Here is a 23,750-nt window from a genome sequence, read left to right as displayed (position 1 = left end):
CAGCCGAAGCTGGGTTTTTGCAGGCGTGCTGAATCAGCTGCCGGGGGCGCGAACCCAAGACTGACACCAGCCCTTGGCTTCAACCGAGTTCTGTGGGAACAGGGCGCAACCATTGTTGGCTGGACGCCAGAAGAGGCAGTTATCGCAATACTGGCCAGCTTCAAACTTGGGGTGATCAGCAGCATCAGCAGCGACTTTACGATAATGCAGTGCTTGAGCCTGAGGTGCGCTTTCCTGCAGCGGAGGCAGGGTTGACGCAAAGGCTTGTGAACTCAGTGCACCCATACCGAAAGGCAGAGCGGCCAGGCCAAACAGGCCCTTTTTCAAAAAGGCACGACGGCTAGTGTTAGACATAGGACAACCTCATCATCATTTTTAGTAGTTTTGGCATTGCTTTTTTTGCGCTGGATCTATTCTTCAGTGCCCAGCTCTTTTTGACATTAATCTAAATCAACAGAGGCGACAAGTTTGCCGTCTGCTTGCCATTTCAGATCAAAAATACGTCATACTCAGAGCTATGAAAAACAGTCCACAGCAATGTGACTGTCAATATAACCTTTTGTTCGCAAGAAAAATATCGTTAATTAGGCAAATCTTAAGAAGGCAGGCTTATGCAGCAACGTCGTTCCCTGAGTCGTATTCTGTTCTTTGTTCTTTGTGGTTTCTATCTGGCGTGGATGCTTAAACCAACGATTGACTGGCCAAATCGCGAGAGCTTTTTGGTCGAGATTATCAACCGTACGGCAGAAGATATCGTGAGCATAGAGTTGGACTTTGGCTATGCCGAGGGGCAAACCCAGCAGCGATTATTGCGCCTTCCAGCAGAGCAAACGCGCTTTGTTTTTCTGAACCATCAGCCAGGCGCCGGGTTTAATGTACGTGTGGTGTATGCTGATGGCCTTGAGCAGGAGTTTTGTGCCAATCGTGGTGATGAAGCACGACATCAACAGCTGGTGCTGCAGCGTTAAGTCTCGTGCTTGGCTGACATTTTTGGACTGGATGGTGGAGGAGGGGGGATGCTAACCCATTTGTATTGGTTGTGTGTGGTGTGTGTGGTTTTTGGAAGCTTTTATCTGGTTGCCGTACGTCTTGGGCAGGTCAAGGCGGCTTTGGTGGTGGCGCTGGTGCTCGGGGTGATCAGCCACTCTTTTTATTACTTTTATCTAGAGCAGTTGCTGGTCAAACGCTATGGTGGTTCGATGAGTCTGACCCAACCAGCAGGAACCTACCATATGGGTATGACATGGAAGGAAGATCACTTGTGGATTCAGTCCTATGATCCACGGACGAATGAGTGCTTATTTCGCGAGTATTCGCGCGGTAGTGTACTCCAAGGCGAAGTGCGGGTGCGCCAATGCAATCCTGTGCACCTGTTATCGGCTCAGCCTAGCCCCGTTATACCTGTTGAACAAGGGGCAGGCGAGTCGACTCTCGATTCAGCTCAGCCTTGATCGCTGAATCTAGGGCTGGGTGTTGATGTGTCAATTAACGCTGTTGATCAGGCACTTCGATACAGCCTAGGCAGCGCATAAAAGTGGCACTGGCGGGGCGGCGTACTAAGGTTTCAGCGGCTTCGTCGATGCTGCCACTCAGTGCAGTGACAGGCAGAGCGAGCGTAAACAGGGCTGTGCCTGCCAGTGTACTGACGAGTAAGACAGGGCGTGCAATCAGCAGATCAGTGGTCATGGCAAAGATGGCTTGATCACCCTCGGCCTTGAGGTAGTAATCGCGTGCTTGTGCTGAACTCAATGGACTGATCAGTAAAAGTAGCGCCAAGGCCCAGCTGAGGGTTGTGGCCGTGCGCTTGATCCTAGGTAAGCATGAGGTGGCGATATGAGACATGGGGTGAGTCCTCTTGGTCAATAACAGTGTTCCATCTTGTCAAACAGCTGGCGCGGTTCTAGTCAAGATCCATCTAAAAGCGATAAACCAATCCTGCACTGGTCACCTTGTAGGCGTCAGAGCCTAAATCAGCATAGCGAAGATATTCGAGATTGAAGCCCAATTCGCGTGTGATCATCAAATCCATTCCTAAGCCTAGGGCAAGATCAGTGTAGTTTTCGTGTTCTGTTCCCACCACGGGGCGCTTTAAGCTGCGGCGACCATGCAGAACGCCAGTGACCAGATAAGGACTGACGATCTGCCAGTGGGCATCGATACGGGCAAGAGCACCAAGCTGATAGTCCTGTTTAAAGCGCCAGCCGTTTTCCTCTGGACGTTCGAGATCGGTGGCAACACGCAGTTCAGTCGCAAACCAATTGCTGACACGTCCACCCAGCCGCAGTTGTAGCGCATTGTTGGTCAGCTCTCCATTTGGAAAGCCAAGATCATCCATAAAGGGTTGATGATCAGTATGGACATAGTTGATCCCAAGATAACCAGAAGGGATATCTGGCTGAGCTAAAACAGGGAGGCAGGTGCAGCTAAGGCCAAGTGCAAACAGAATTTTTCTGGACATGTGCATAGGGATACCAAAGAATAAAGTTACGAAGGCTAGTCAATCTAGCTCTGATTGTAAACTATCGTAAATCTTAGAGGTAAGGATGCAGATCAAGTTTCTGGGTGCTGCGCAAGAAGTGACAGGTTCATGCCACCTTCTTCAGGTTGGCCGTCAGCAGATTTTGCTGGATTGTGGTTTGATGCAAGGGGGTGGCAAGGCCCGTGAAACCGAGGCCAATGCCGAAGCCTTTCCCTTTGATCCGGCACAGCTGGATGCCGTGATCCTCAGTCATTCCCACCTTGATCATTCGGGCCGTATTCCCTTGCTGATCAAGCAGGGATTCAAGGGCAAGATCTATACGCATCGTGCTTGTCAGGCCATGTGTCGCATTATGTTTTTAGATGCGGCCCATATTCACGAGCGGGATGCCGTCACTCAGAACCGTAAGCGTGAGCGCAAAGGGCTGCCCTTGGTGGAGCCGCTCTATGTCACAGAAGATGCCGAAAAGGCGCTACAGCATTTTCGTGGTCTGGATTATGGCGAGCCCTTGAAGGTGGCTGAGGGTGTTGTGGTGACACTCTTTGATGCTGGGCATATTCTGGGTTCGGCGATTGTGCAGCTGGATTTGCAGGAGGGCGGTGAGCAGCGGCGTGTGGTCTTCACTGGCGATTTAGGTCATGCCGGTGCGCCGATTTTGCGCAATCCCACCTATTTGAACCATGCAGATGTGGTGTTGATGGAAAGCACCTACGGTGGCCGTTGTCACCGCAGCTGGGAGGCAAGCTTTGCCGAAATGGCCGAAGTGCTGGATCAGGCGCGCCAGACAGGCGGGAATGTGTTAATTCCGGCTTTTGCGGTTGGACGCACCCAAGAACTGCTTTATCTTTTTGCGCAAAATTACCAAGCTTGGGGTATGGCGCACTGGGATATTTATCTCGATAGTCCGATGGCGATCGAAGCCACCGAGGTCTATGCCGAATTCAGCCAGCTCTATGATGATGAGGCCAAGGCCCTCTGGTCGGCGCACCAGTACCGTGATCTGCTGCCAAATTTGAAGATCACGCGCTCCACCGAAGAGTCGGTTGCCTTGAATCAAGTGAAGTCAGGTGCGATCATTATCGCCGGTAGTGGCATGTGTGAAGGTGGACGGATACGCCACCACTTGAAAAACCATGTGTGGAGACCGGGCGGGCATCTGGTGTTTGTCGGTTTTCAGGCGCGCAACACCCTTGGGCGGAAACTGGTTGAGGGGCTGGATCGAATCAAACTCTGGGGAGAAGAAATTCAGGTTGCCGCGCGGGTGCATACGATTAATGGTTTCTCTGCCCATGCCGATCAGCAAGGTTTGATCGACTGGTATCAGCATTTTGAGAAGCGGCCTACCCTGCTGCTGGTGCATGGTGAGGAAGAAAGTCAGCAGGCCTTGATTGAGGCTCTGGCACCAATCACTCAGGCGTGCGCACCTAAGCAAGGGCAGATTCTCGACTTATTGCAGCCAGAAAGTCCGCTGATGGATGGTGGTGAAGGGCGTTAGCGAAAGCCCGGTCAGGCTCAACAGCTTGCCAGAAATGTCTGAAGTGAGGACGACCTCACCTCTCAATTGAAACCGGGGACGACCCCATGACTCTTGTGAGGTGAGTATGAGCTGGTTCATTCTGTTTGTTGCTGGTTTGTTGGAAATCGGCTGGGCGATAGGATTGAAATATAGTGATGGGTTGACGCGTTTTTGGCCCAGTGTAGCAACGCTACTGGCGCTGATTGTTAGCTTTGTGCTGCTAGGGGTCGCGCTGAAACACCTGCCGGTCGGCACCGCCTATGCGATCTGGGTTGGCATAGGGGCGTTAGGCACGGCGTTGCTTGGTGTTTTTCTTTTTTCTGAGGCTGTCAGTCCGCTAAAGTTGATCAGCTTAGGATTGATCTGTATCGGTATTGTGGGCCTCAAGCTGGCTCATTCTTAGCGTAAATAAGGGCTTGTGTTGATATCAATCTGCGCTTTGGTCTGTATCAGGGCGCAGATTGGCTTGGTATAGCCATGTTGGTGCGGTCGTGATAGACACTTAGCGAGGAAACCAGCGCAAACCAGCGTATCGCAAGATAAAAGCAGGCTGATAAGAAACTAACTGATTAAGAAACTAACTGATGTTGGGCATCAGAATAAAAATAATAAAAGAAGGGAGAAGAAGAGAGGGGTTAAAGCAAGAGATGTAAGTGGTGCCCAGAAGAAGACTCGAACTTCCACGACCTTTCGGCCACTGATACCTGAAACCAGCGCGTCTACCAATTCCGCCATCTGGGCACTTACAAAAGAAACATCGATACAACAAAGAGAAGGTTGAGATGGTGCCCAGAAGAAGACTCGAACTTCCACGACCTTTCGGCCACTGATACCTGAAACCAGCGCGTCTACCAATTCCGCCATCTGGGCATCCCAACGGAGGCGTATTCTACAGGTTTTTGTTTTGCTTGCAAGCTTTTTTATGGCTGCAGGCTCAGAACCCCTGTTCAGCTCTTTTTAGGCGGGTACACAGCGTTCATTTCAGGCAAGAAGTAAACAGCCTATTGGCTCAGATTAAGTGCTAAACTGAGTCAAATGCATGACTAAAAGAAAGAGAAAGGAAGACTTATATGGCAAGCACTTGGTCGCTCGATCATGATCCACTGGCGCAAAGAGAAGCGCAGCAGTATGCCTCCCCCGTACCCAGCCGTGAATATATTTTAGCCTGCCTTGCGGAGGCAGGTCGTCCGATGACCCATGAGCAGTTGTGTCGTGCTTATGGTATGACCCATGAAGACTCAATAGAGGCCTTGCGTCGTCGCTTGATCGCAATGGAAAGAGATGGTCAGCTCTTAGCGAATCGGCGTCGTGCTTATGCTTTGATTGATAAGCTGGATTTGATCAAAGGCCGCGTTCAGGCGCATAAAGATGGTTTTGGTTTTCTGATTCCCGAGCAAGGTGGTGGAGATTATTTTCTCCATAACAAACAACTCGCCAAGGTTTGGCATGGCGATATCGTACTGGCGCGTGAGGTTGGAAAAGATCAGCGCGGTCGTAAAGAGGCGGTCATCGTCGAGATTATCCAGCGAGGTGTTGAGCGCCTTGTAGGACGCCTGACTTACCAGCCGGGTGGCTTTGCGGTTGTGCAACCTGAAAACCCCAGTATTCAACATCCTGTCTTGATTCCGCCTGAGCATCTTGGTGGCGCGCGTGAGGGTGAGATGGTGCAGGTGGAGATCCTTGAGCACCCAGCGCCGAAGCGCATGGTCACGGGCCGGATCAGCGAAGTCTTGGGCGATTTTATGGCGGCTGGAATGGAGATCGAAGTCGCTCTGCGCAGCTATAACCTGCCCTTTGAATGGCCGCAAGCGGTACAGGAGCAAGCGCAGCAGCTCGGTGCAGAGGTCAAAGAAGAAGATAAGCTTTTGCGTGTCGATGTGCGCGATCTGCCTTTCGTCACGATCGATGGTGAAGATGCAAAAGACTTTGATGATGCCGTCTATTGCCGCCCAGCCTCGCGGGGTGGGTGGAAGCTGTGGGTTGCGATCGCTGATGTCTCCCACTATGTGCCGGTGGATTCACCTTTGGATCATGAGGCGCGCCAGCGTGCGACTTCGGTTTACTTCCCGGGTCGAGTGATCCCTATGTTACCTGAGGCGCTTTCGAATGGCCTGTGCTCGCTGAACCCGCAGGTTGATCGCCTGTGTATGGTGTGTGAGATGAATATCAGTGCCAAGGGGCAGCTGACGCGTTACCGCTTCTATGAAGGCGTGATGAACTCCAAGGCGCGTCTGACTTATACCCAGGTTGGTGCCTTGTTGCAGGAGCCTGATAGTGAGGCCGCACAAGCCTTGGCGCAATCTCAGCCTCAGCTGGTCAAGCCCTTGCAGGATCTGGAGCAGCTTTATCGTCTGCTGCGTCAGGCGCGTGATGAGCGGGGTGCGATAGATTTTGAAACCCGCGAAACTCGGATTATCTTTAGTGCTGATCAGAAGATCGAGCGCATTGTGCCTGTGGTACGCAATGATGCTCATAAGATCATTGAAGAATGCATGTTGTGCGCCAACGTGGCGACAGCGCGTTTTTTAGAGAAGCATCAGTTGGCTGGTTTGTATCGTGTGCATGAAGGGCCGAAAACCGAGCGTTTAGAAACCTTACGCGCCTTTTTGGGTGAGCTGGGCATCACGCTTGGCGGTGGGGATAAGCCCACGCCTGAGGACTACCAAGCACTTTTTGCGCAGATTCGAGATCGGGCTGATGCGGCCGTGATTCAAACCATGATGCTGAGATCCATGCAGCAGGCGGTCTACTCACCTGAGAATCTTGGTCACTTTGGTCTGTCTTATCCGGCCTATGCCCATTTTACTTCACCCATTCGGCGTTACCCTGATTTGCTGGTCCATCGTGCATTGCGTGGCTTGATTCGCAGTGACCGTGCCAGCCATCAAGTGCTGCGTGTTGAAGGTCAGCCAGTGGAGCGGCTTGAAAAGTGGCTCCCCTATACACCGCAACAGATGGTGGAGCTTGGTGAGCACTGCTCTATGGCTGAACGTCGCGCAGATGAAGCTGTGCGCGATGTGATGGATTGGCTCAAATGTGAGTTCTTGGCTGAGCATGTTGGTGAGGTTTTTAATGGTCATATCACCTCGGTCGTCGGCTTTGGTCTGTTTATTGAGCTGGATGAGTTTTATGTCGAAGGTCTGGTGCATATTAGTGCGCTGCCGAGTGACTACTATCATTTTGAGCCAGAAAAACAGCGCTTAAAGGGTGAGCGGACGGGGCGCGTTTGGCGTTTAGGTGATGCTGTTGAGGTGCTGGTCTCGCGAGTCAATCTTGATGATCGCAAGATCGATTTTGACCTGACAGAAGCTTTAAATGACGGTAATAAGCGACGTACAAAAAAAGCACCGGCGACCAAAACAGCGCGTCCAGCTGCTCGTCAGCCTGCCACCTCTCGGGGTCGAGCCAGCCCCCCTGCCTCACGCAAAAAACCGGCTGCCCGAGCGATCAAGCCCGTGGTTGTTGAGGCCCAAGCTGAGGCTGCTGAAGCCACTGCTGCGCCTTTACGTCAACCCAGAAAGCGTGTTGCAGCACCAGTGAAGGTCGCTGAACCTCAAGTGACTGAGCAACAAGGGCTGACTCAAGACGAGCAGGCGCCACAGCCAGTCAAGAAAAAGGAGAAGGTGGCGGATGCTTTGCCTGATGCCAAGGTGAAAAAGCCGAAAAAAGACAAGGTCAAAAAAGCCAAAGGCAAGAAAAAAGAGAAGTCAAAAGAGAAGGTGAAAACTAAGACCAAAGAGAAGTCAGCCAAAAAGGCAGTGAAAAAGAAGAAATAGGCTAGCGTTGTGTGAAAGTGGTATTCAAAACGGCTTGCCTGCAAGCCGTTTTCTTTATTTTATTGCGTCCCTTGTTTGACCAAGAAGAGAGTTGAGTGTGAGTGCATCCCGACCTGTATCCAAGCGCCATCCAGTGGCAAAACGCACCAAGAAGCCGTCAGTCGAGGCTGGTGCTGATCAAGTTAAGCTCGTTGGTTTTCATGCTGTGACCAGTGTATTGAAACATCGCCCACAGGCGGTGATCAGTTTGCAAGTGCAGGAGGAGCGGGCTGATCAGCGTATGCAGGCGTTACTCAATCTAGCGCAGCAGCAGGGTGTACTGGTGCAGAAAATGGGGCGTGCTGATTTGGATGCGCAGGCGGATGAGCAGCATCAGGGTGTTGTGGCTTGGGCCAAGCCGCGTCAACCAGGCAGTGAGGCCGATCTGGAGGCGCTGCTGGAAGGGATGAGTGCGGCGGGCTTGTTTCTGGTGCTGGATGGCGTCACCGATCCACATAATCTTGGGGCCTGCTTGAGAACGGCAGAAGCCGCTGGCGTGCAAGCGATTATCACGCCTAAGGATCGTGCCGCAAGCCTGAATGCGGCGGCACGCAAGGTCGCCTCCGGAGCAGCTGAAATCTTACCGCTGATTCAGGTGACCAATCTGGCGCGTGCCTTGAGAACCTTGCAAGATTATGGCGTTTGGGTAGTGGGGACAGCCGGTGAAGCTGACGGCTTGATTTATCAGGCAGATTTAACTCGCTCGACGGCTTTGGTGATGGGCGCTGAGGGTAAGGGAATGCGACGTTTAACCCGCGAGCAGTGCGATCAGCTGGTGCGCTTACCTATGGCGGGTGATGTCTCTAGCCTGAACGTTTCTGTTGCGGCAGGCGTCGCGCTTTATGAAGCTGTGCGCCAGCGTTTGGAGCGCTGAGGTTGCTTCTGGAGCCTGTGCAGAGTAGAATCTTTCGCCTTGCCTGAAAGTAGTCGGAAAGCGGTGTCAGGTTTAAAGTGTCCTCTGCGCTTTAATTCCGTTTCCTCCTTGCTTTTTGCTGTTCTTATTTCAAGCAGACAAAAAGCTGTTAAACCGTAAGGAGCATTCAATGCGTCATTATGAAATTGTTTTCATGGTTCACCCTGATCAGAGCGAGCAAGTTCCTGCGATGATCGAGCGTTACACCACTCTGGTCACTGAAGCCCAAGGCCAAGTGCACCGTATGGAAGACTGGGGTCGTCGTCACCTGGCTTACCCTATCGACAAGATCACTAAAGCTCACTATGTTCTGATGAACCTAGAGTGCCCTGAGTCTGTGGTCACTGAACTGGAAGAAATCTTCCGTTACAACGATGCCGTGATTCGCAACCTGATCGTTCGTATGAACGAAGCAGTGACTGAGCCTTCTCCAATGAAGGCGACCGAATCGCGTGAAGATCGTCGCCGTGAGGATGCTCAAGGCAGCGATGAGAACGTTGAACAAGAAGACGCTGAATAAATTCATCTACCAGGAGAAGTCCCATGGCTCGTTTCTTTCGTCGCCGTAAATTCTGCCGTTTCACCGCTGAAGGCATCAAGCAAATCGATTATAAAGATTTGGACCTGCTGAAAGGCTACATCACTGAAACTGGCAAAATCGTTCCTAGCCGTATCACTGGAACAAAAGCTAAGTATCAGCGTCAGCTGTCTACAGCAATCAAGCGTGCACGTTTCCTGGCTCTGCTGCCTTTCAGCGATAGCCACGATAACTAAGCACTCTACCTGCACCATCTAGTCGGGAGTCGCGATGCGCTTTTTAGCTGAGTTTGTGATGCAAAGTCGCACTAAAGCTATGGCGGTGGCTGCGGTCACAGCATTGATTCCCTTCTTGCACCTGATCAGTGCCGCCGTGGTGGCGCTGGTCTGGTTGCGTATGGAAAAGCGCGATGCCTGGCCTGTTGCGGCAGCCGCTTTCCTACCAGGCCTGATTTATTTTTTCTCAGGTGATCCCAGCGTTCTCACTGTTGTGGCGATGGCCATCATTTTTGCTGAGTTGCTTAAGCAGCAGCAGAATTGGGTCTATCCCCTTTATGCTGGGTTGGGATGTGGCGTGGTGATGGCCTTAAGCTTTTCGTGGATTCCACAAGAGCTAGAGCAGGAGCTTTTTGATCTTTTGCTCGCCAGCAACCCCCATTTTGAATCCCTGGGTTTTGAAGCGGATCAGCACAGCCAGTTATTGCAGGTTTTTAGCCAGCTTTTAAATGGCATGATTACCACGCTTCAGGTTTTAACCGCCCTGCTCAGTTTAATGCTGGGCCGTTGGTGGCAAGCACAGCTCTATCATCCACAGGGCTTTGCACTGGAGTTCCAGTCATTGCGCCTACCGGCTTGGTATGGCTTGCTGCTGGTGGTGTTCTTGCTGGTATTGTGGAGTGGTTGGCAGGGCTTACTGCCTCTGTTGCCATTGATTCCCTTGCCGCTGATCATTGCTGCATTTGCGCTGATTCATGGTGTAGTCAGGATTCAAGGTTATAACAGCTTTTGGTTGGGCCTGTTATATCTGCTGATGTTGTTTGCTCAACCTTATATCATCCTACTTTTAGTAGGTATCGCTATGGCGGACAGTCTGCTCGATTTCCGCAGCCGACTGGCACCTCCACCACCGCCATCTGATGGCAGTGGAGAAGCCTAACGTCTTTGAGGATAAAAACATGCAAGTTATTCTGTTAGAAAAAATCGGTAAGCTCGGTGCACTGGGTGATGAAGTCAACGTCAAGAGCGGCTATGGCCGTAACTACCTGATCCCACAAGGTAAAGCTGTTCCTGCGACTGAAGCAAACCGTGAAATGTTCCAGCAGCGTCGCGCTGAGCTGGAAGCAGCTTCTGCAGAGCGTCTGGCTCAGGCACAAGCACGTCTGGCACAACTGGAAGCCCTGGAGCGTGTCACTATTGCTTCTAAAGCCGGTGACGAAGGCAAGCTGTTTGGTTCGATCGGTGCACGTGATCTGGCTGAAGCTGCTACTGCTGCAGGCGTTGCGCTGGAGAAGAGCGAAGTGCGTCTGCCAGAAGGCCCTCTGCGTAACATTGGTGAATTCGATATCGTGGTTCACCTGCACGCTGAAGTTGAAGCTGTGTTAAAAGTGGCGGTTGTGGCTGAGTAATCTCACCCATTCAGCGTCACTGGCAGTTTGATACTGCAAAGCGTAAAAAGGCACGGGGCTTCCTGTGCCTTTTTTCATGCTCAGCGCCCACTGAATGCGATATGGCGAGAGCCTGTGCAGTGGCGTTCTAGCAACTCAGTGCTTGACACCCGCCTTGGGTGACTCAATAAATAGAGTGCCTGAAGCTTGTAGATGGAGGTAAATCCAGTGGAGCCAACTTCTCTGGCACAAGATCAAGAAATCGCACAGGTCAAAATGTTACCGCGTTCGGAAGAAGCCGAGCAGTCGGTGATTGGCGGCCTGATGTTGGATAACGCCTCGGTCGATGCGGTTGCCGAAGTTCTCGTACCTGAGGATTTCTACAACAAGCAAAACCAGCTTATTTTTAAATCCATTCTTGAGCTCGCCAATAAGGGTTCACCCTTTGATCCGTTGATTTTATCGGCAGAATTTAAAGCCAGAGGATTGCTGGATGCGGTCGGAGGGGATGCCTATCTACTGGATCTGGCGCGCAATACGGCTTCAGCGACCAATATCCGAGCCTATGCCGAGATCGTCTATCAACGCTCAGTGCGTCGTAAGTTGATTCAAGCGGCCAATCGTATTGCCGATGCAGCCTATAATCCTGGCCCGCGCCATGCCGATGAGTTGCTCAATGAAGCTGAGCGTGAAGTTTTTGCGATTGCTGAAGATCGCCCTAAAATCGGTGGCCCACAGCAGATTAGTAGTGTCGCCAGTGATCTACTGAAAAAGATTGCCGAACTGGATCTACAGCCTGGTGGGATTACCGGTCTGACGACAGGGTTTAAGGATCTGGATGAAAAAACCTCTGGCTTGCAGCCTTCAGATTTAATCATCGTGGCTGGCCGTCCCTCGATGGGGAAGACCACCTTTGCCATGAATCTTGTTGAAAGCGCGCTGTTGAACTCCAATCAGCCTGTACTGGTGTTCTCGATGGAGATGCCGGCTGAACAGCTGTTGATGCGTGTTTTCTCCTCTTTAGGCCGTATTGATCAAACCAATGTCAGAACAGGCCGCCTCTCGGAGCAAGATTGGGATCGCTTGTCTGCAACGCTGGCGTTAATCAAGGATAAGCCCTTGTTTATTGATGATACGCCAGGCCTGTCGCCGAATGACTTGCGTACACGTACACGGCGTTTGGCGCGTGATCAGGGCAATCCAGCCTTGATTATGGTGGATTATCTTCAGCTGATGCGGGTACCGGGGAATACTGAAAACCGAACAGCAGAGATTTCAGAGATTTCGCGCTCGCTCAAGGCGCTGGCAAAGGAGTTCAAGTGTCCAGTTGTGGCCTTGTCTCAGTTGAATCGTGGATTGGAGCAGCGAACCAATAAGCGCCCGATTATGTCGGATTTGCGTGAATCAGGTGCGATTGAGCAGGATGCGGATGTCATTGCTTTTGTGTATCGCGATGAGGTCTATTATCCAGAAAAACAAGAGAACAAGGGCTTGGCTGAAATCATTATTGGCAAGCAGCGTAATGGTCCGGTTGGTAGTGTGCACTTGCTGTTTACTGGCCGTTATACCCGTTTTGATGATCTGGCACCCGAGAGCTACGCCCAGTATAAGGATGCCGGTATCCTGTATGAAGAGTAAGCACTGCTTAGCAAATCAAGCAGCCTTGACGTCGCCGATCATAGTGCTGCTCGATAACGCTGAAGGCTTCGCTTTCATTGAATACACCCAGCCATTCAAGCCGTAAATCGGCTGCATAGATCACCTCGACCTGCTCTGTATCCAATGCCTGTACACGGTAGCCGCTCCAAGCGGTCCCCAGCAGGCCAACAAAGCGTGGTGCAGGTCCTTGCCCTTTTAACCAAGGCGCAATCTCCTCAGGCAGCAGTTTAAGATGAACGCAGGTCTGCGCTGCTTCAATAAAGCGGGCTTTTTGCACTGCCAAAAGCGCGGGCGAGGCAAAAGCACCTAGGTGAAGGCACTCATCCTGATGCAAAGCGTAGAGATACCAGCCGCCTGAGTAGGCGGCTTCTTGCCACTGCCAACCTGTTGGCGCAGTGAGGGGCGGAGGATTATGCTGGGAACATGGCATATTTAACGACTCGCTTGATGTAGCTCAAGAAAAAAGAAGATAAAACCCCCTAAGCTACTGGATTGGTGGTCAAGACTTCTGCTGGTGTGCGCTGTTTTTGATCCGTGAAAGCCCTGTCGAAGAGGCTGTGCGCATCTGGCCAGCAGCAGATCAGTCTCCTATAGGGCACCAGCCTTATACTTGGTGCTTACGCTCTGCCAGCCATCCAATCAGCAAAAACAGCCCTAAAATCAGTGGGCCGAGCCATTGAATGCTGACCAGTGCAAGCCAGTAGGCCAGCCACGGCGTCAGAAAAACAGTCATCGCACCATAGCCAAAAGCACACATGAGTACAAAGCCGATCAGCCGGATCACACGATGATAAGGCCGAAGCTGGCGTTTGATGAAGCGGTTGATATCATCGCCGTAGATCACCAGTAAAGTCGCAATCAAGGCCAGAGCAATAGCATCAAGGTGGCGAAGTGCCAGATGCCCACTGCGTAAGAGTATTTCGTTCAGGATGTCCATCGTGCTCGCAATCCTTGTAGGTCAATGTTATTTTTGAACAATTCGGCTGAGTCGCTGAGTGATCCATAATGGCAGGAAGATCAATGCAGCTCAGGCCAGAGTGTGGCAGTGTCTGTGAGCGAGTGGTACCCAAAAACTCGGCTGATCAGACTGTTCAGACTTTTTCCCCTCGATTCTCTTTAAGTGAAGACTGAGTAGGCGTAACAATGATACCCAAACAACAAGAAACCTCCACCAGTGATTTAATGTTGCCGAACGCAGAAGGTTATTTTGGTCCTTATGGCGGGCAGGCGATTCCGCCTCATCTTAAAAGCATTATGGATGAAATCTATCATGCTTATCTGGCGATCCGCGAGACGCCAGCATATCAGCAAGAGCTGCAAGAGCTTTATCAGCACTATGTCGGTCGTCCGAGCCCGATTTATTTTGCACGTCGCCTCAGCGCGGCCTGTGGTGGCGCCAAAATCTACTTCAAGCGAGAAGATCTTAATCACACAGGTGCGCATAAAATTAACCATGCCCTCGGTGAAGCCTTGCTGGCTAAGCATATGGGTAAAACCAAGGTGATTGCCGAAACTGGAGCCGGTCAGCATGGTGTAGCCATGGCGACGGCCTGCGCCTTGGTTGGCTTGCCGTGTGAAATCCATATGGGGGCCATCGATATTGCTAAAGAGCACCCAAATGTGACCAAAATGAAGATTCTGGGTGCGCGTCTGATCAGTGTTGATCGTGGTACACAAACGCTGAAGGATGCAGTGGACAGTGCCTTTGATGAATATATGCAGGACCCTGAGCAGTTTTTCTATGCTATTGGCTCAGTGGTGGGTCCGCATCCCTTCCCGATGATGGTGCGTGATTTCCAGATGATTATTGGGCGTGAGGCGCGCGAGCAATTCCCGGCCATGACCGGCAAGCTACCTGATTATGTCGCAGCTTGCGTTGGCGGTGGCTCGAATGCGATGGGGATTTTTTCCGGCTTTCTTGATGATCATCAAGTCCAGCTGATTGGGGTGGAACCTCTGGGGCGTGGTGTAGCCAAAGGTGAGCATGCGGCCACTTTAACCTATGGGCAACCGGGGACCATGCATGGTTTCCATTCTTATATGTTGCAGGATGCCGAGGGTGAACCTGAGCCAGTCTATTCGATTGCCTCTGGCTTAGACTATCCATCAGTCGGGCCGCATCATAGTTATTTGAAGGATCTCGGGCGGGCGCAGTATGTGGCGATGGATGATCAAGCCTGTTTGGATGCTTTTATGCAACTGTCGCGTTTGGAAGGTATTATCCCCGCCTTGGAATCAGCCCACGCAGTGGCTTGGGCGATGCAGAAAGCCGCTGAGCTGGATGAGCAGCAGACTATTTTGGTCAATCTTTCAGGGCGTGGTGACAAGGATGCCGATTTTGTGGCTGAGCAGCTCCAGCTGTAATTGGCACAGGAGTACGCCGGTTTGGCTGTGACTGGACTGGCGTGACTTTAATGAAGCGGCTCAAAAGCCTCGACTCGATGGAGAAGCGGTATGAATAAGTGGCTGGCCAATACATCGATCCAAACCAAGGTCAATGCTGTCCTGCTGGTGGTGTTGGTGACGGTGATGCTGGTGTCAATGCTGTTTACAGTGCGCAGTGAGCGTCTGATGGTGGAAGAAACCATGGAGCAGACTGTGCGCGATATTGCTGATAGCTATCTCGACACCCTGAATATCATGATGCTGACGGGGACCTTGGCCCAATTCCGTGAAATTCATCGAGACAAGGTGCTGAGCCAACCAGGGGTTGTCGAAGCCCGAGTGCTCAGAGCGGAGCCAGTGCGGCGCTTTTTTGGCCCAGGTGCCGATATCGATCAGCCGCGTGATGAGCTGGATCAGCGTGCACTCAGTGGTGAAGCCATACAGCTGATCCAATCCACACCTGAGGGGCGGGTGCTGACTGTCGTGCGACCCGTGTTGAATGATACCGACTATCGCGGTACCAACTGTATGACCTGCCATGTGGGTACCGAAGGCGAGCTGTTAGGTGCCATTCGCATCAGCTATAACCTCAGTGATCTCGATCGGCGAATTAATCTGAATCTGCTCCAGCTCGGTGGTATTCAGGTGTTGTTGTTTGTCATCGGCATCGCGCTGATTTCTTTGGTTCTTTATCGCTTAATTTTGCGGCCCATCAATAAGTTGCGTCGTGCTATGCAACAGGTTGAGCAGCACTCAGATTTGACCATTCGTGTTCCCTACGCCACTGCGAAGGACGAAATCGGTGTGCTATCCAATGCCTTTAATACCATGATTGAGCGTTTTGCGCTCAGCCTGCGTAAGGTCACGGAGACCACGCGCACACTCAAATCTTCTGCTGATACCATTTCGCGTGTTGCGGATGAAACGGTGACGGCAGTCAATCACCAGCATGCTGAGACCGAGCAGATGGCCAGCGCGATGGAGCAGATGCAGGCCAGTGCCACCGAGGTGCGTGAGCATGCTGCGCGTACCTCTCAGGCCTCTCAGGAAGCCGATACAGAAGCCAGTGCGAGCCGTGAGCTGACTCAGGCATCGATTGCTGGCATACATCAGCTCACGCAAGACCTTGAGCGCGCCGGTCAGGTGATCAGCGAGCTGGATCGCTATAGTGCGGATGTCGGGCAGGTGCTGGAGATCATTACCAGTATTGCAGAGCAGACCAACTTATTGGCATTGAATGCCGCGATTGAAGCCGCGCGTGCGGGTGAGTCTGGACGGGGTTTTGCCGTGGTTGCTGATGAGGTGCGCTCCTTGGCGAACCGTACTCATGAAGCCACGCGTCAAGTTCAAGCGACGATTGCGCGCTTGCAAGAAGAAGCCAAAGACGCCGTAGAGGCCATGCAGACCGCGCGTAGTGGAGCCCAGCAGAGTGTGGGTGATGTCGAACGCGTTGCTGAGTCGCTGATGCATATCGCTGACGCGGTGACCCATATCAGCCAGCTGAATGCACAGATGGCCAATGCAGCAGAAGAGCAGCGGGATGTGGCGGGTCGTGTTAATGATCAGGTGGCTCATATTGGCACGATTGCCCAGCAGGCTTCTGCTGATGTAGGGCAGACCTCTCAGGTCAGTGATGATCTGGTGCAGTTGGCTGAGCAGCTCGAGAAGTTGGTCGATCAGTTCAAGCTACAATAAGCGCTGATCTTCAGCCCAGTCAGCCGATCCGATTATTGATGGCTGGCTGGGCTGGATCGATTGAGAGAAGAGCGTCAGAGCAAGTGGGCAACGAGCCAGAACAGAGGCACATCAGAGCTGGCTCAGGCTTGGTGCTAGGCCGCTGGTGGCTGGCCGATCACTTCACCCACTGTGGCAACAAAATGAACGGGATCAAAGGACTGAGGCAACTGCTCATGGATCACAAAGTACATAAACAAGGCGTGCATCGCACCCAAGCGATAAAAGAGATTGCTCACAAAGCCTTGTAACCAACCAGGTTGGTGGCGTTTTAAACCGAGTTTACTCTTTGCTGTGCCAAATAAATAAGCATAGGTGGCTCCGGTAATCTTCTGTTCAGGTCGAAACACACCCTGCTGAACTCGCTCTTTGGTGAGCTTCACGGCATCGCGAATAGAGCGCGCCAAGGAGACCGCCAGATGCTTGTTGATCGTCTTGATGGCGGTGGGCAGCTTGTCACTGGGTTCGTTATCCTGAGGACGTGCAGGCAGGGCCTGAAACTGTGCCCTGGCTTTGAGCAGTAGCTGATGCTTTTCGCTGAGTAAGGTATGGGCCTTGGCAAGATGCAGAGAAATACTTCCATTGGCGCTTTGGCGGTAAAAAACATGGGCGTTCAAATGCTGGAAGATGTGTTGGCGTCTCAGCAGGCGTGCAAGTTGATTGAGCAGATCTTTTGATGAGAAGAAGGGCATGGTCGCCAAGGGGAGCACCACGACCAAGGTGGCCAGCATGCCAAGGCTGAGGACAAAGGTTCTTTTTCGAATGAGCAGGCTTTCAAACAGGCCGAAGAGCAGCGCGCTCAGTGCGATGAGCATCAGCAGTGAGAGCATCAGCGCATTGCCGAAATAGTGGATCAGAAAGCGTCTTCCTTGCTGTTGCGTCAAAAGCGTCTTGATAAAGCGGCGCATCTCATCAAGACGGAAAAGGAAGCTCGATGTCATATTCTTCTCCTTCAAAAAACCGAGAAAAGGCTCAGAATCAGCCCAGAAACTATTGTAACAAAAAGAAAAGCGCCAGTGAGCGATGAGGCTTCTTTTCTTCACTGCGCCAGATTAGACTAATGGCCAAGAAAGTAAACATAAGAGAGCAGGCTGATGTTAGAAAATGATGTCGTGTTGGTGGTGGATGATTCTGCCACAGCGAGAACAGCCATCACCAATGTCTTGCGTGATCGTCTCTATTGTCAGACGATTATTGAGGCTGCGAATGGTCAAGAAGCGTTAAAACGCCTGCAAGCGAATCCTGATATTGACTGGATTTTCTGTGATTGGGAGATGCCGGTGATGGCCGGTGATGAGCTGCTTTCTAAGGTGCGTGAAAACCCAGCTACAGCCCATCTGCCATTTATTATGATTACCGCCAAGGGAGATCGAGATTCTTTGGTCACTGCGGTACAACTTGGTGTGACCTCCTTTGTCGTGAAGCCCTTTACACCAAAAAAATTGATTGAAAAGGTGCTGTTAGCGCGCGGACGGATGGAGCGGCGCAATGCCGAGCGCATTAAGGCCACGCGTGGGCAGCAGTTGATGCTCAAATGGGCGCAGGCCGAGCAACCTATAGCGGCTGATCTACTGGATGTTTCTTTGTCTGGATTGCTGCTGCTCGCGCCTTTTGAGCCAACCAAGACATTAGGCGTGTTTAGCTTGGCACACTTAGGGATCACCTTGCCCAATAGTGGCGCAACAGGTGAGCTACCCTGTCAAATTATTCGTCTTGAGGCTGATCCCTTGCATCCCGCTCGTGATGATCAGATCCGAATTGCGGTGCGCTTTCAGCCTATGTCGGCTGAGCAGCGTAAGTTATTGATGGACTATATTGAGGCGACACGGCGTTTAGCGCCTCAGCCTGAGCCTGAATCCGCTTAGGCGATCGAGGTCGATCCCAATCGCCATGCGGCTGGTTTTCAGGCCGAGGTTGAATGCAGCTTCGGTGCGGCTTGGCTGAGTGGTCCTTGTACAGCGATAGTCGGGGCAGGGTTGTTAAACCAAGCCAGCTGATGATGCAAGGAGACCACCTCGCCGACAATAATTAAGGCAGGGGCTTCAATTTGGGCTTCGGCCTGCTGAGCCACAATGGTTTCCAAAGTGCCAACCAAGACTTTTTGCTCTGGCGTGCTGCCTTTGGAAATCAACGCAATCAAGGTGCTCGCGGGTTTTCCGGCTTCGCGTAATCCAGCGACAATCAGCTCCAGGGTATGCAAGCCCATATAAAAGACCAGCGTCTGGTTGGGCGCACGCATTTCAGCAAAGTTGAGTTCACTGGTACGGTTTTTCAGCTGCCCGGTAATCAACTTCACCGACTGTGCATAGTGGCGGTGGGTCAAGGGGATACCGGCATAGGCTGAGCAGGCATTGGCCGAGGTGATCCCCGGGACAACCTGAAAGGGTACGCCAGCGGCTTTCAGCTCTTCTAGCTCCTCACCGCCACGGCCAAACACGAAAGGATCTCCACCTTTGAGACGCAACACACGATGGCCTGCACGGGCTTTTTCAACCAGCAGCTGGTTGATATCAGGCTGTGGCAGGTGATGGTGATCGCGCTTTTTGCCAACATAAATCAGCTCTGCATCGCGTCGGCAGAGTTCGAGAACCTCTGCGGAGACGAGCCGGTCATAAAGTACGACATCGGCTTGCTGCATCAGGCGCAGGGCTTTAAAAGTCAGCAGCTCAGGGTCTCCAGGACCTGCACCAACGAGATACACCTCTCCGACACCTGCTGATGATCCCTCTGCCGCCTCTAACTCGGCTTGGAGAAGTCGTTCAGCTTCAGGCATCTGGCCATTAAAAACTCGCTCTGCAATCGGGCCAGAAAACACCTTTTCCCAAAAGTAGCGCCGTTGATTGATCGAGCCAAAGCGCGCTTTGACTGCCTCACGAAAGCGCCCAGCCAGCTGCCCCAGATCGCTATAACGAGTGGGTATCCAGCTCTCAAGCTTGGCGCGCAACAGGCGTGCCAGAACAGGCGCCTTACCTGCTGAAGAGATGGCAATCACCAGTGGGGAACGATCAACAATTGCAGGAAAGATAAAGCTACACAGGGCTGGCTGGTCAACCACATTGACGGGAATGCCGCGTGCTTGACAGGCCTGATAAACCCGCTCATTCAGTGGCTGGTCATCCGTTGCGGCAATAACGAGCTTTTTACCCTCTAAATAGGTGTCGGCATATTCGGCATAATGGATCTGGCCTTGTTGTTCCTGAATCAGAGTCTTGAGATCAGGATGCACACTCAGCGCGACCAGCTCGACCTGCGCACCAGCTTTGATCAACAAGCGGGCTTTACGCAGGCCAACCTCGCCACCACCAATCAGTAACACTGGCTGTTGGCGTAAATTGAAAAACAGAGGTAAATAGTCCAAGAGTGCACCTTTATCCAAACAGAAATACGGCCAAAGAAGACTAGGGGGTGACTTGTGTAGGCCGAGCAGGATGCAGGCCACATTCGCGCTGCTCTGCCTGCTCCCACCACCAGCGTCCAGAGCGCGGATCGGCTCCCGGTTCAATCGCACGAGTACAGGGTGCGCAACCCAAGCTCGGATAGCCTTGATCATGCAAAATATTGTAGGGCCAGTGCCGTGTACGAAGCACCTGCCACACCTCATCCTCTTCCCAATCAAACAGGGGGTTGATCTTGGTGAGTTGTTGCGCGGCATCCCATTCACGCAGTGCCAGCTGCTCACGGGTGATAGATTGTGCGCGCCTCAGGCCAGTGATCCACGCCTGCTTGCCCGCTAAAGCGCGCTGGAGCGGCTCCAGTTTACGCAGTGCACAGCAGCTTTTACGCAGCTCAATGGAGCGATAAAAAGCATTGATACCTTCTTGCTTGACCCAAGCTTGCAAGGCTTCAGGAGCAGGATAAAAAACCTGCAGATCAAGCTGCGGCCAGCGTTTTTGCACTTCGGCTAATAGATTCAGTGTTGGTTCAGGCAGGCGGCCGGTATCGAGCACAAACAGTGGGATCGCCAGTGACTGCTCGGCGAGGCAGCCAGTGATCAGCATATCTTCGGCACCGAGGCTATTGGCAAAGGTGATATCTTGCCCAAACTCCTCACTGGCCTCTTTGAGACGAGCGCAGAGAGTCTGGTACTTGGCCTCCAGTGCTGGTGTCAGTGCTGCTTGGGCACGGCTGGGTGCTTTCAGAAAATCATTAAGCGACATGGGGCTGCCCTGGATAATGCACGGAGATCTCGCCAAAAGCGGTCAGATCAGCCTGTGTCAGCTGCTGCTCTGTCAGCTCAAAGGCGTTAAAGCCACAGCTTTCCAAGAAGGCGAGTTGATCCCGTAATAGATGACCACGCGCGCGCAGCTCACCCTGAAAACCAGCACGGCGGATCAAACGCGCCAGGCTGAAGCCGCGTCCATCACGAAAGGCAGGAAACTCAATCGCGATCATCTGTAGTTGATTCACCCAGCTTAGCAGCGGTGCAATATCATCTTCGGTGGTGCAGGCCACAGCGAGGCTAGCCGGTGGGGCAGTGAGATCACGCAGAGGCCAGACGACAGGCTGGTGGTTCGGCGGTGTTTCATCTGCTTGGATAAAGTACCAAGGGTCATTGTCGACCAGTTGACGATTTTTAATCAGGGGCATAACCACTCCACAGACAGGGTTCAAGCGTTCAGGCGCTAGTCTACTGACTCTGAGGTGGTTTAAAAAATAATAACTAAGGCTTTTGATATTTCTTTATGGAATAAGAGGGCAGGGCCAAGCTGATCTTGAGCAGGGCTTCAATTGAGGCTGAAGCCCTGAAGCCCTGAAGCCCTGAAGCCCTGAAGCCCTGAAGCCCTGAAGCCCTGAAGAGAGGCGAGAGGTTAAACCTCGATGATTTCGTGGCTGTGGGTGATCTCGACACCTGCTTGACCGAGCATGATCGAAGCCGAGCAGTATTTTTCGGCAGACAGCTGCACCGCACGCTCGACTTGAGTGGGCTTGAGATCCTTGCCCGTCACCACAAAGTGCAGGTGGATTTTGCTGAACACCGCTGGCACGCTATCAACACGCTCCGCTTGGATGTCCACGGCACAGTCCACCAGCTGCTGGCGAGATTTTTGTAAGATGGTGACCACATCGTAGCTGCTGCATCCACCGAGTCCCATCAGCAGCATTTCCATTGGACGTGGGCCAGTATTGCGACCACCTGAGGCCTCAGGGCCGTCCAGAACCACTGAGTGGCCTGTGCCTGACTCAGCCACAAATTGCACACCATCGACCCATTTGACTTTAACTTGCATGCACATGACCTTTGTGAAGAGAAAAGGGCTGCGACGCATCAGCGCGCAGGAAAAAACATGGCTTGTAACGCTTGCCCTGGATCGGCCGCACGCATAAAGGCTTCACCAACGAGAAAGCCCTGTACTTGGCGCTCCTGCATAGCCAGCACATCATCGCGTGAGATCAGGCCGCTTTCGGTGATCACCAGGCGATCTTCTGGAATCAGTGGCAACAGATCCCAGGTGTGTTGCAGGCTGACTTCAAAGCTGTGCAGATCACGGTTATTGATGCCAATCAACCGGTTAGGAAGAAGCAAGGCACGTTCTAGTTCAGCTTGATTATGTACCTCGATCAACACATCCATACCGAGTTCATGCGCCAGAAGATTCAGCTCTTGCATGGGCTGGTCTTCAAGGCAGGCGGCAATCAATAAAATGGCATCGGCACCGATGGCGCGCGCTTCATAGACCTGATAAGGATCAACAATAAAATCCTTGCGAATGACAGGCAGGCGGCAGGCCGCGCGGGCGGCTTGCAAATAATCTTCATGGCCTTGGAAAAAATCATGATCAGTCAGCACAGAAAGACAGGCTGCGCCACAGGCCTCGTATCTTTGTGCAATTTCTGCAGGAATAAAATCCTCACGCAGCACACCCTTGCTCGGAGAGGCTTTTTTAATCTCAGCAATAATAGCGGGCTGTTGAGCCTGAGCACGATCGATCAAGGCTTGAGCAAAACCACGTGGCGTATCGGCCTGCTGAGCCTTGTGGATCAAGCTGGCCGTGGGGCAGTGGCGGCTACGTTCGGCCACCTCTTGGTGCTTGCGGGCGACGATGGTCTTCAGAATCGTAGGGAGATTGGCATTCATGCAGCAGTTCCTGGGTTAAGGCTTTGGGTCAGGCTGATTAGGGCTTTGAGTTTTTCCATTGCCTGTCCAGAGGCGATGGCATCCTGTGCCAGCGCGACGCCTTCAATCATGGATTCGGCGATATCAGCAGCGTAGAGGGCTGCACCTGCATTCAGCAGCACCATATCCAAGGCTGGGCCAGCTTGATTGTTCAGTACTTCGCGCATCAGTTGCAGTGATTCCTGGGCTGAGGCAACCTTCAAAGCCTCTAGTGATTGGCGATCTAAACCATAGTCCTCAGGTGAGATGGTGTACTCATGGATCTCACCTTGTTTAAGCTCAGCAACATGGGTTGGGCCAGCAATCGAGATTTCATCCAGACCTTCTGCACCACTGACCACCAAGGCGTGGCGCACACCCAGTTGCTGTAGAACCTTGGCTAAAGGCGTGACCAGCTTGGCACTATAAACACCAAGGAGCTGATGTTGCGCTCCGGCAGGATTGGTTAAGGGGCCAAGCAGGTTAAACAGGGTGCGGATACCCAGCGCTTGACGTGGTGCCACCGCGTGGCGCATCGCACTATGATGCTGGGGGGCAAACATAAAGCCGACGCCGAGTGCTTCGACGCAGCGCTGGACAGCCGCCGCATCCAGATTGAGATAAACACCAGCCGCTTCGAGCACATCAGCACTGCCACTGGTGGAAGAGACAGAGCGATTGCCATGCTTGGCCACCTTGCCTCCAGCGGCAGCGACGACAAAGCTGGCACAGGTGGAGACATTAAAGAGATGGGCGCCATCGCCACCTGTGCCGACCAGATCGACGAGCTCCATATCTGGCAGATGGACAGGTGTAGCCAGAGCGCGCATGACCTGAGCGGCAGCAGTGATTTCTTCGACGGTTTCACCCTTCATACGGAGACCGAGCAGCAGCGCGCTGACCTGCATTGGCTCAGCTTGGCCGCTCATGATTTCTTGCATGATCTGGGTCATGGTGGCGTGATCTAGATGCTCAAAGCGGGAGACTTGATCGATCGCGTGTTGAATAGACATG

Annotated in this window: 26 protein-coding genes and 2 tRNA genes; 14 read left to right on the top strand and 14 right to left on the bottom strand. The window is 52.5% G+C overall.

Features of this window, described 5'->3' with window-relative positions:
• Nucleotides 1-33 precede the first annotated feature (33 nt).
• The gene (locus tag V6U78_RS06050; RefSeq protein ID WP_405338452.1) at nucleotides 34-354 is read right to left on the bottom strand and encodes a high-potential iron-sulfur protein; all 321 of its coding nucleotides are present in this window, start codon (nucleotides 352-354) and stop codon (nucleotides 34-36) included.
• A gap of 257 nt (nucleotides 355-611) precedes the next feature.
• On the opposite strand from V6U78_RS06050, the gene V6U78_RS06045 reads away from it, so the two are divergent.
• Both V6U78_RS06045 and V6U78_RS06040 read left to right on the top strand, forming a co-directional pair.
• Entirely contained in the window at nucleotides 612-968 is a 357-nt protein-coding gene (locus V6U78_RS06045) for a hypothetical protein (RefSeq protein WP_405338450.1), read from the top strand.
• Between the two features lie 48 nt (nucleotides 969-1,016).
• Nucleotides 1,017-1,451, top strand: a complete 435-nt coding sequence (locus V6U78_RS06040) for a hypothetical protein (RefSeq protein WP_405338448.1) — start codon at nucleotides 1,017-1,019, stop codon at nucleotides 1,449-1,451.
• 34 nt (nucleotides 1,452-1,485) lie between these two features.
• On the opposite strand, the gene V6U78_RS06035 is transcribed toward V6U78_RS06040, so the two are convergent.
• Together V6U78_RS06035 and V6U78_RS06030 are read right to left on the bottom strand one after the other, a co-directional pair.
• The gene (locus V6U78_RS06035; RefSeq protein WP_405338446.1) at nucleotides 1,486-1,842 is read right to left on the bottom strand and encodes a hypothetical protein; all 357 of its coding nucleotides are present in this window, start codon (nucleotides 1,840-1,842) and stop codon (nucleotides 1,486-1,488) included.
• Between the two features lie 73 nt (nucleotides 1,843-1,915).
• The gene (locus V6U78_RS06030; RefSeq protein ID WP_405338444.1) at nucleotides 1,916-2,458 is read right to left on the bottom strand and encodes an outer membrane beta-barrel protein; all 543 of its coding nucleotides are present in this window, start codon (nucleotides 2,456-2,458) and stop codon (nucleotides 1,916-1,918) included.
• Between the two features lie 85 nt (nucleotides 2,459-2,543).
• Here V6U78_RS06030 and V6U78_RS06025 point away from each other — a divergent pair, with 85 nt between their 5' ends.
• Together V6U78_RS06025 and sugE are read left to right on the top strand one after the other, a co-directional pair.
• Complete coding sequence (locus tag V6U78_RS06025; RefSeq protein ID WP_405338442.1) at nucleotides 2,544-3,974, top strand: MBL fold metallo-hydrolase RNA specificity domain-containing protein; 1,431 nt, start codon at nucleotides 2,544-2,546, stop codon at nucleotides 3,972-3,974.
• 106 nt (nucleotides 3,975-4,080) lie between these two features.
• On the top strand, nucleotides 4,081-4,398 hold the full coding sequence (gene sugE, locus V6U78_RS06020; protein ID WP_405338440.1) for a quaternary ammonium compound efflux SMR transporter SugE: 318 nt from the start codon (nucleotides 4,081-4,083) through the stop codon (nucleotides 4,396-4,398).
• A 251-nt stretch (nucleotides 4,399-4,649) separates the two neighbouring features.
• On the opposite strand, the gene V6U78_RS06015 is transcribed toward sugE, so the two are convergent.
• Both V6U78_RS06015 and V6U78_RS06010 read right to left on the bottom strand, forming a co-directional pair.
• Nucleotides 4,650-4,736 (bottom strand) — tRNA-Leu (locus V6U78_RS06015).
• Between the two features lie 42 nt (nucleotides 4,737-4,778).
• Nucleotides 4,779-4,865, bottom strand: a tRNA-Leu gene (locus V6U78_RS06010).
• Nucleotides 4,866-5,065: 200 nt separating this feature from the next.
• Between V6U78_RS06010 and rnr the strand changes: the two genes are divergently transcribed.
• From rnr to dnaB, 7 genes are all read left to right on the top strand, one after another.
• On the top strand, nucleotides 5,066-7,771 hold the full coding sequence (rnr, locus tag V6U78_RS06005) for a ribonuclease R (protein ID WP_405338438.1): 2,706 nt from the start codon (nucleotides 5,066-5,068) through the stop codon (nucleotides 7,769-7,771).
• Nucleotides 7,772-7,868: 97 nt separating this feature from the next.
• The gene (rlmB, locus tag V6U78_RS06000; RefSeq protein WP_405338436.1) at nucleotides 7,869-8,684 is read left to right on the top strand and encodes a 23S rRNA (guanosine(2251)-2'-O)-methyltransferase RlmB; all 816 of its coding nucleotides are present in this window, start codon (nucleotides 7,869-7,871) and stop codon (nucleotides 8,682-8,684) included.
• A 169-nt stretch (nucleotides 8,685-8,853) separates the two neighbouring features.
• Entirely contained in the window at nucleotides 8,854-9,243 is a 390-nt protein-coding gene (gene rpsF / locus V6U78_RS05995) for a 30S ribosomal protein S6 (protein ID WP_405338434.1), read from the top strand.
• 23 nt (nucleotides 9,244-9,266) lie between these two features.
• Nucleotides 9,267-9,497, top strand: a complete 231-nt coding sequence (rpsR, locus tag V6U78_RS05990; protein WP_405338432.1) for a 30S ribosomal protein S18 — start codon at nucleotides 9,267-9,269, stop codon at nucleotides 9,495-9,497.
• 34 nt (nucleotides 9,498-9,531) lie between these two features.
• Nucleotides 9,532-10,416, top strand: a complete 885-nt coding sequence (locus tag V6U78_RS05985; protein WP_405338430.1) for a hypothetical protein — start codon at nucleotides 9,532-9,534, stop codon at nucleotides 10,414-10,416.
• A 19-nt stretch (nucleotides 10,417-10,435) separates the two neighbouring features.
• A complete protein-coding gene (gene rplI / locus V6U78_RS05980; RefSeq protein WP_405338428.1) occupies nucleotides 10,436-10,885 on the top strand; it encodes a 50S ribosomal protein L9 in 450 nt (149 codons plus the stop codon).
• Nucleotides 10,886-11,092: 207 nt separating this feature from the next.
• Complete coding sequence (gene dnaB / locus V6U78_RS05975) at nucleotides 11,093-12,502, top strand: replicative DNA helicase (RefSeq protein WP_405338426.1); 1,410 nt, start codon at nucleotides 11,093-11,095, stop codon at nucleotides 12,500-12,502.
• Nucleotides 12,503-12,509: 7 nt separating this feature from the next.
• Here the strand turns inward: dnaB and V6U78_RS05970 are convergent, their stop codons facing one another.
• Nucleotides 12,510-12,953 (bottom strand): hypothetical protein, encoded by a 444-nt coding sequence (locus tag V6U78_RS05970; protein ID WP_405338424.1) that lies wholly within the window; start codon nucleotides 12,951-12,953, stop codon nucleotides 12,510-12,512.
• Nucleotides 12,954-13,127: 174 nt separating this feature from the next.
• Entirely contained in the window at nucleotides 13,128-13,460 is a 333-nt protein-coding gene (locus V6U78_RS05965) for a DUF3392 family protein (RefSeq protein ID WP_405338422.1), read from the bottom strand.
• Between the two features lie 206 nt (nucleotides 13,461-13,666).
• Between V6U78_RS05965 and trpB the strand changes: the two genes are divergently transcribed.
• Together trpB and V6U78_RS05955 are read left to right on the top strand one after the other, a co-directional pair.
• Nucleotides 13,667-14,887 carry a tryptophan synthase subunit beta gene (gene trpB, locus V6U78_RS05960; protein WP_405338420.1) on the top strand — a complete coding sequence of 407 codons (1,221 nt, stop codon included), beginning with the start codon at nucleotides 13,667-13,669 and terminating at the stop codon, nucleotides 14,885-14,887.
• Between the two features lie 90 nt (nucleotides 14,888-14,977).
• Complete coding sequence (locus V6U78_RS05955; RefSeq protein WP_405338418.1) at nucleotides 14,978-16,603, top strand: methyl-accepting chemotaxis protein; 1,626 nt, start codon at nucleotides 14,978-14,980, stop codon at nucleotides 16,601-16,603.
• Nucleotides 16,604-16,737: 134 nt separating this feature from the next.
• Here V6U78_RS05955 and V6U78_RS05950 read toward each other — a convergent pair whose 3' ends face one another.
• Complete coding sequence (locus V6U78_RS05950; RefSeq protein ID WP_405338416.1) at nucleotides 16,738-17,583, bottom strand: hypothetical protein; 846 nt, start codon at nucleotides 17,581-17,583, stop codon at nucleotides 16,738-16,740.
• Nucleotides 17,584-17,736: 153 nt separating this feature from the next.
• Between V6U78_RS05950 and V6U78_RS05945 the strand changes: the two genes are divergently transcribed.
• Nucleotides 17,737-18,507: a response regulator gene (locus tag V6U78_RS05945; RefSeq protein ID WP_405338414.1), complete on the top strand. Its 771-nt coding sequence runs from the start codon at nucleotides 17,737-17,739 to the stop codon at nucleotides 18,505-18,507.
• A gap of 38 nt (nucleotides 18,508-18,545) precedes the next feature.
• On the opposite strand, the gene cysG is transcribed toward V6U78_RS05945, so the two are convergent.
• The 6 genes from cysG to trpD form a co-directional block, all read right to left on the bottom strand.
• Nucleotides 18,546-20,000 (bottom strand): siroheme synthase CysG, encoded by a 1,455-nt coding sequence (cysG, locus tag V6U78_RS05940; protein ID WP_405338412.1) that lies wholly within the window; start codon nucleotides 19,998-20,000, stop codon nucleotides 18,546-18,548.
• A 40-nt stretch (nucleotides 20,001-20,040) separates the two neighbouring features.
• Nucleotides 20,041-20,799, bottom strand: coding sequence for a phosphoadenylyl-sulfate reductase (locus V6U78_RS05935; protein WP_405338410.1), 759 nt, complete (start codon nucleotides 20,797-20,799; stop codon nucleotides 20,041-20,043).
• Entirely contained in the window at nucleotides 20,789-21,229 is a 441-nt protein-coding gene (locus tag V6U78_RS05930; protein WP_405338408.1) for a DUF934 domain-containing protein, read from the bottom strand. Before V6U78_RS05930 ends, V6U78_RS05935 begins: the two co-directional genes overlap by 11 nt.
• 221 nt (nucleotides 21,230-21,450) lie before the next feature.
• Nucleotides 21,451-21,870 (bottom strand): OsmC family protein, encoded by a 420-nt coding sequence (locus V6U78_RS05925; protein WP_405338406.1) that lies wholly within the window; start codon nucleotides 21,868-21,870, stop codon nucleotides 21,451-21,453.
• 38 nt (nucleotides 21,871-21,908) lie between these two features.
• Nucleotides 21,909-22,718: an indole-3-glycerol phosphate synthase TrpC gene (gene trpC, locus V6U78_RS05920; RefSeq protein WP_405338404.1), complete on the bottom strand. Its 810-nt coding sequence runs from the start codon at nucleotides 22,716-22,718 to the stop codon at nucleotides 21,909-21,911.
• A complete protein-coding gene (gene trpD / locus V6U78_RS05915) occupies nucleotides 22,715-23,749 on the bottom strand; it encodes an anthranilate phosphoribosyltransferase (RefSeq protein ID WP_405338402.1) in 1,035 nt (344 codons plus the stop codon). The genes trpC and trpD overlap by 4 nt, the downstream gene beginning before the upstream one ends.
• Between the last annotated feature and the right edge of the window lies 1 nt (nucleotide 23,750).

Origin of the sequence: Marinospirillum alkalitolerans, from assembly GCF_045055655.1 — a bacterium.
In the GTDB taxonomy this organism is placed as follows: domain Bacteria; phylum Pseudomonadota; class Gammaproteobacteria; order Pseudomonadales; family Halomonadaceae; genus Marinospirillum; species Marinospirillum alkalitolerans.
The sequence above is the reverse complement of the archived record's forward strand: the minus strand, read 5'-3'. Positions and strand labels throughout refer to the sequence as shown.

What these genes read in the sequence shown, in the direction of transcription:
- V6U78_RS06040 (WP_405338448.1), top strand. Translation starts at nt 1,017, where the DNA reads ATGCTAACCCATTTGTATTGGTTGTGTGTGGTGTGTGTGGTTTTTGGA.
- trpD (WP_405338402.1), bottom strand. Translation starts at nt 23,749, where the DNA reads ATGTCTATTCAACACGCGATCGATCAAGTCTCCCGCTTTGAGCATCTA.
- rpsF (WP_405338434.1), top strand. Translation starts at nt 8,854, where the DNA reads ATGCGTCATTATGAAATTGTTTTCATGGTTCACCCTGATCAGAGCGAG.
- V6U78_RS05985 (WP_405338430.1), top strand. Translation starts at nt 9,532, where the DNA reads ATGCGCTTTTTAGCTGAGTTTGTGATGCAAAGTCGCACTAAAGCTATG.
- V6U78_RS05965 (WP_405338422.1), bottom strand. Translation starts at nt 13,460, where the DNA reads ATGGACATCCTGAACGAAATACTCTTACGCAGTGGGCATCTGGCACTT.
- trpB (WP_405338420.1), top strand. Translation starts at nt 13,667, where the DNA reads ATGATACCCAAACAACAAGAAACCTCCACCAGTGATTTAATGTTGCCG.
- V6U78_RS05950 (WP_405338416.1), bottom strand. Translation starts at nt 17,583, where the DNA reads ATGACATCGAGCTTCCTTTTCCGTCTTGATGAGATGCGCCGCTTTATC.
- V6U78_RS06045 (WP_405338450.1), top strand. Translation starts at nt 612, where the DNA reads ATGCAGCAACGTCGTTCCCTGAGTCGTATTCTGTTCTTTGTTCTTTGT.
- trpC (WP_405338404.1), bottom strand. Translation starts at nt 22,718, where the DNA reads ATGAATGCCAATCTCCCTACGATTCTGAAGACCATCGTCGCCCGCAAG.
- V6U78_RS05955 (WP_405338418.1), top strand. Translation starts at nt 14,978, where the DNA reads ATGAATAAGTGGCTGGCCAATACATCGATCCAAACCAAGGTCAATGCT.
- V6U78_RS05970 (WP_405338424.1), bottom strand. Translation starts at nt 12,953, where the DNA reads ATGCCATGTTCCCAGCATAATCCTCCGCCCCTCACTGCGCCAACAGGT.
- V6U78_RS05945 (WP_405338414.1), top strand. Translation starts at nt 17,737, where the DNA reads ATGTTAGAAAATGATGTCGTGTTGGTGGTGGATGATTCTGCCACAGCG.
- rplI (WP_405338428.1), top strand. Translation starts at nt 10,436, where the DNA reads ATGCAAGTTATTCTGTTAGAAAAAATCGGTAAGCTCGGTGCACTGGGT.
- rpsR (WP_405338432.1), top strand. Translation starts at nt 9,267, where the DNA reads ATGGCTCGTTTCTTTCGTCGCCGTAAATTCTGCCGTTTCACCGCTGAA.
- V6U78_RS05925 (WP_405338406.1), bottom strand. Translation starts at nt 21,870, where the DNA reads ATGCAAGTTAAAGTCAAATGGGTCGATGGTGTGCAATTTGTGGCTGAG.
- V6U78_RS06050 (WP_405338452.1), bottom strand. Translation starts at nt 354, where the DNA reads ATGTCTAACACTAGCCGTCGTGCCTTTTTGAAAAAGGGCCTGTTTGGC.
- V6U78_RS05935 (WP_405338410.1), bottom strand. Translation starts at nt 20,799, where the DNA reads ATGTCGCTTAATGATTTTCTGAAAGCACCCAGCCGTGCCCAAGCAGCA.
- V6U78_RS06025 (WP_405338442.1), top strand. Translation starts at nt 2,544, where the DNA reads ATGCAGATCAAGTTTCTGGGTGCTGCGCAAGAAGTGACAGGTTCATGC.
- V6U78_RS06030 (WP_405338444.1), bottom strand. Translation starts at nt 2,458, where the DNA reads ATGTCCAGAAAAATTCTGTTTGCACTTGGCCTTAGCTGCACCTGCCTC.
- rnr (WP_405338438.1), top strand. Translation starts at nt 5,066, where the DNA reads ATGGCAAGCACTTGGTCGCTCGATCATGATCCACTGGCGCAAAGAGAA.
- V6U78_RS05930 (WP_405338408.1), bottom strand. Translation starts at nt 21,229, where the DNA reads ATGCCCCTGATTAAAAATCGTCAACTGGTCGACAATGACCCTTGGTAC.
- V6U78_RS06035 (WP_405338446.1), bottom strand. Translation starts at nt 1,842, where the DNA reads ATGTCTCATATCGCCACCTCATGCTTACCTAGGATCAAGCGCACGGCC.
- sugE (WP_405338440.1), top strand. Translation starts at nt 4,081, where the DNA reads ATGAGCTGGTTCATTCTGTTTGTTGCTGGTTTGTTGGAAATCGGCTGG.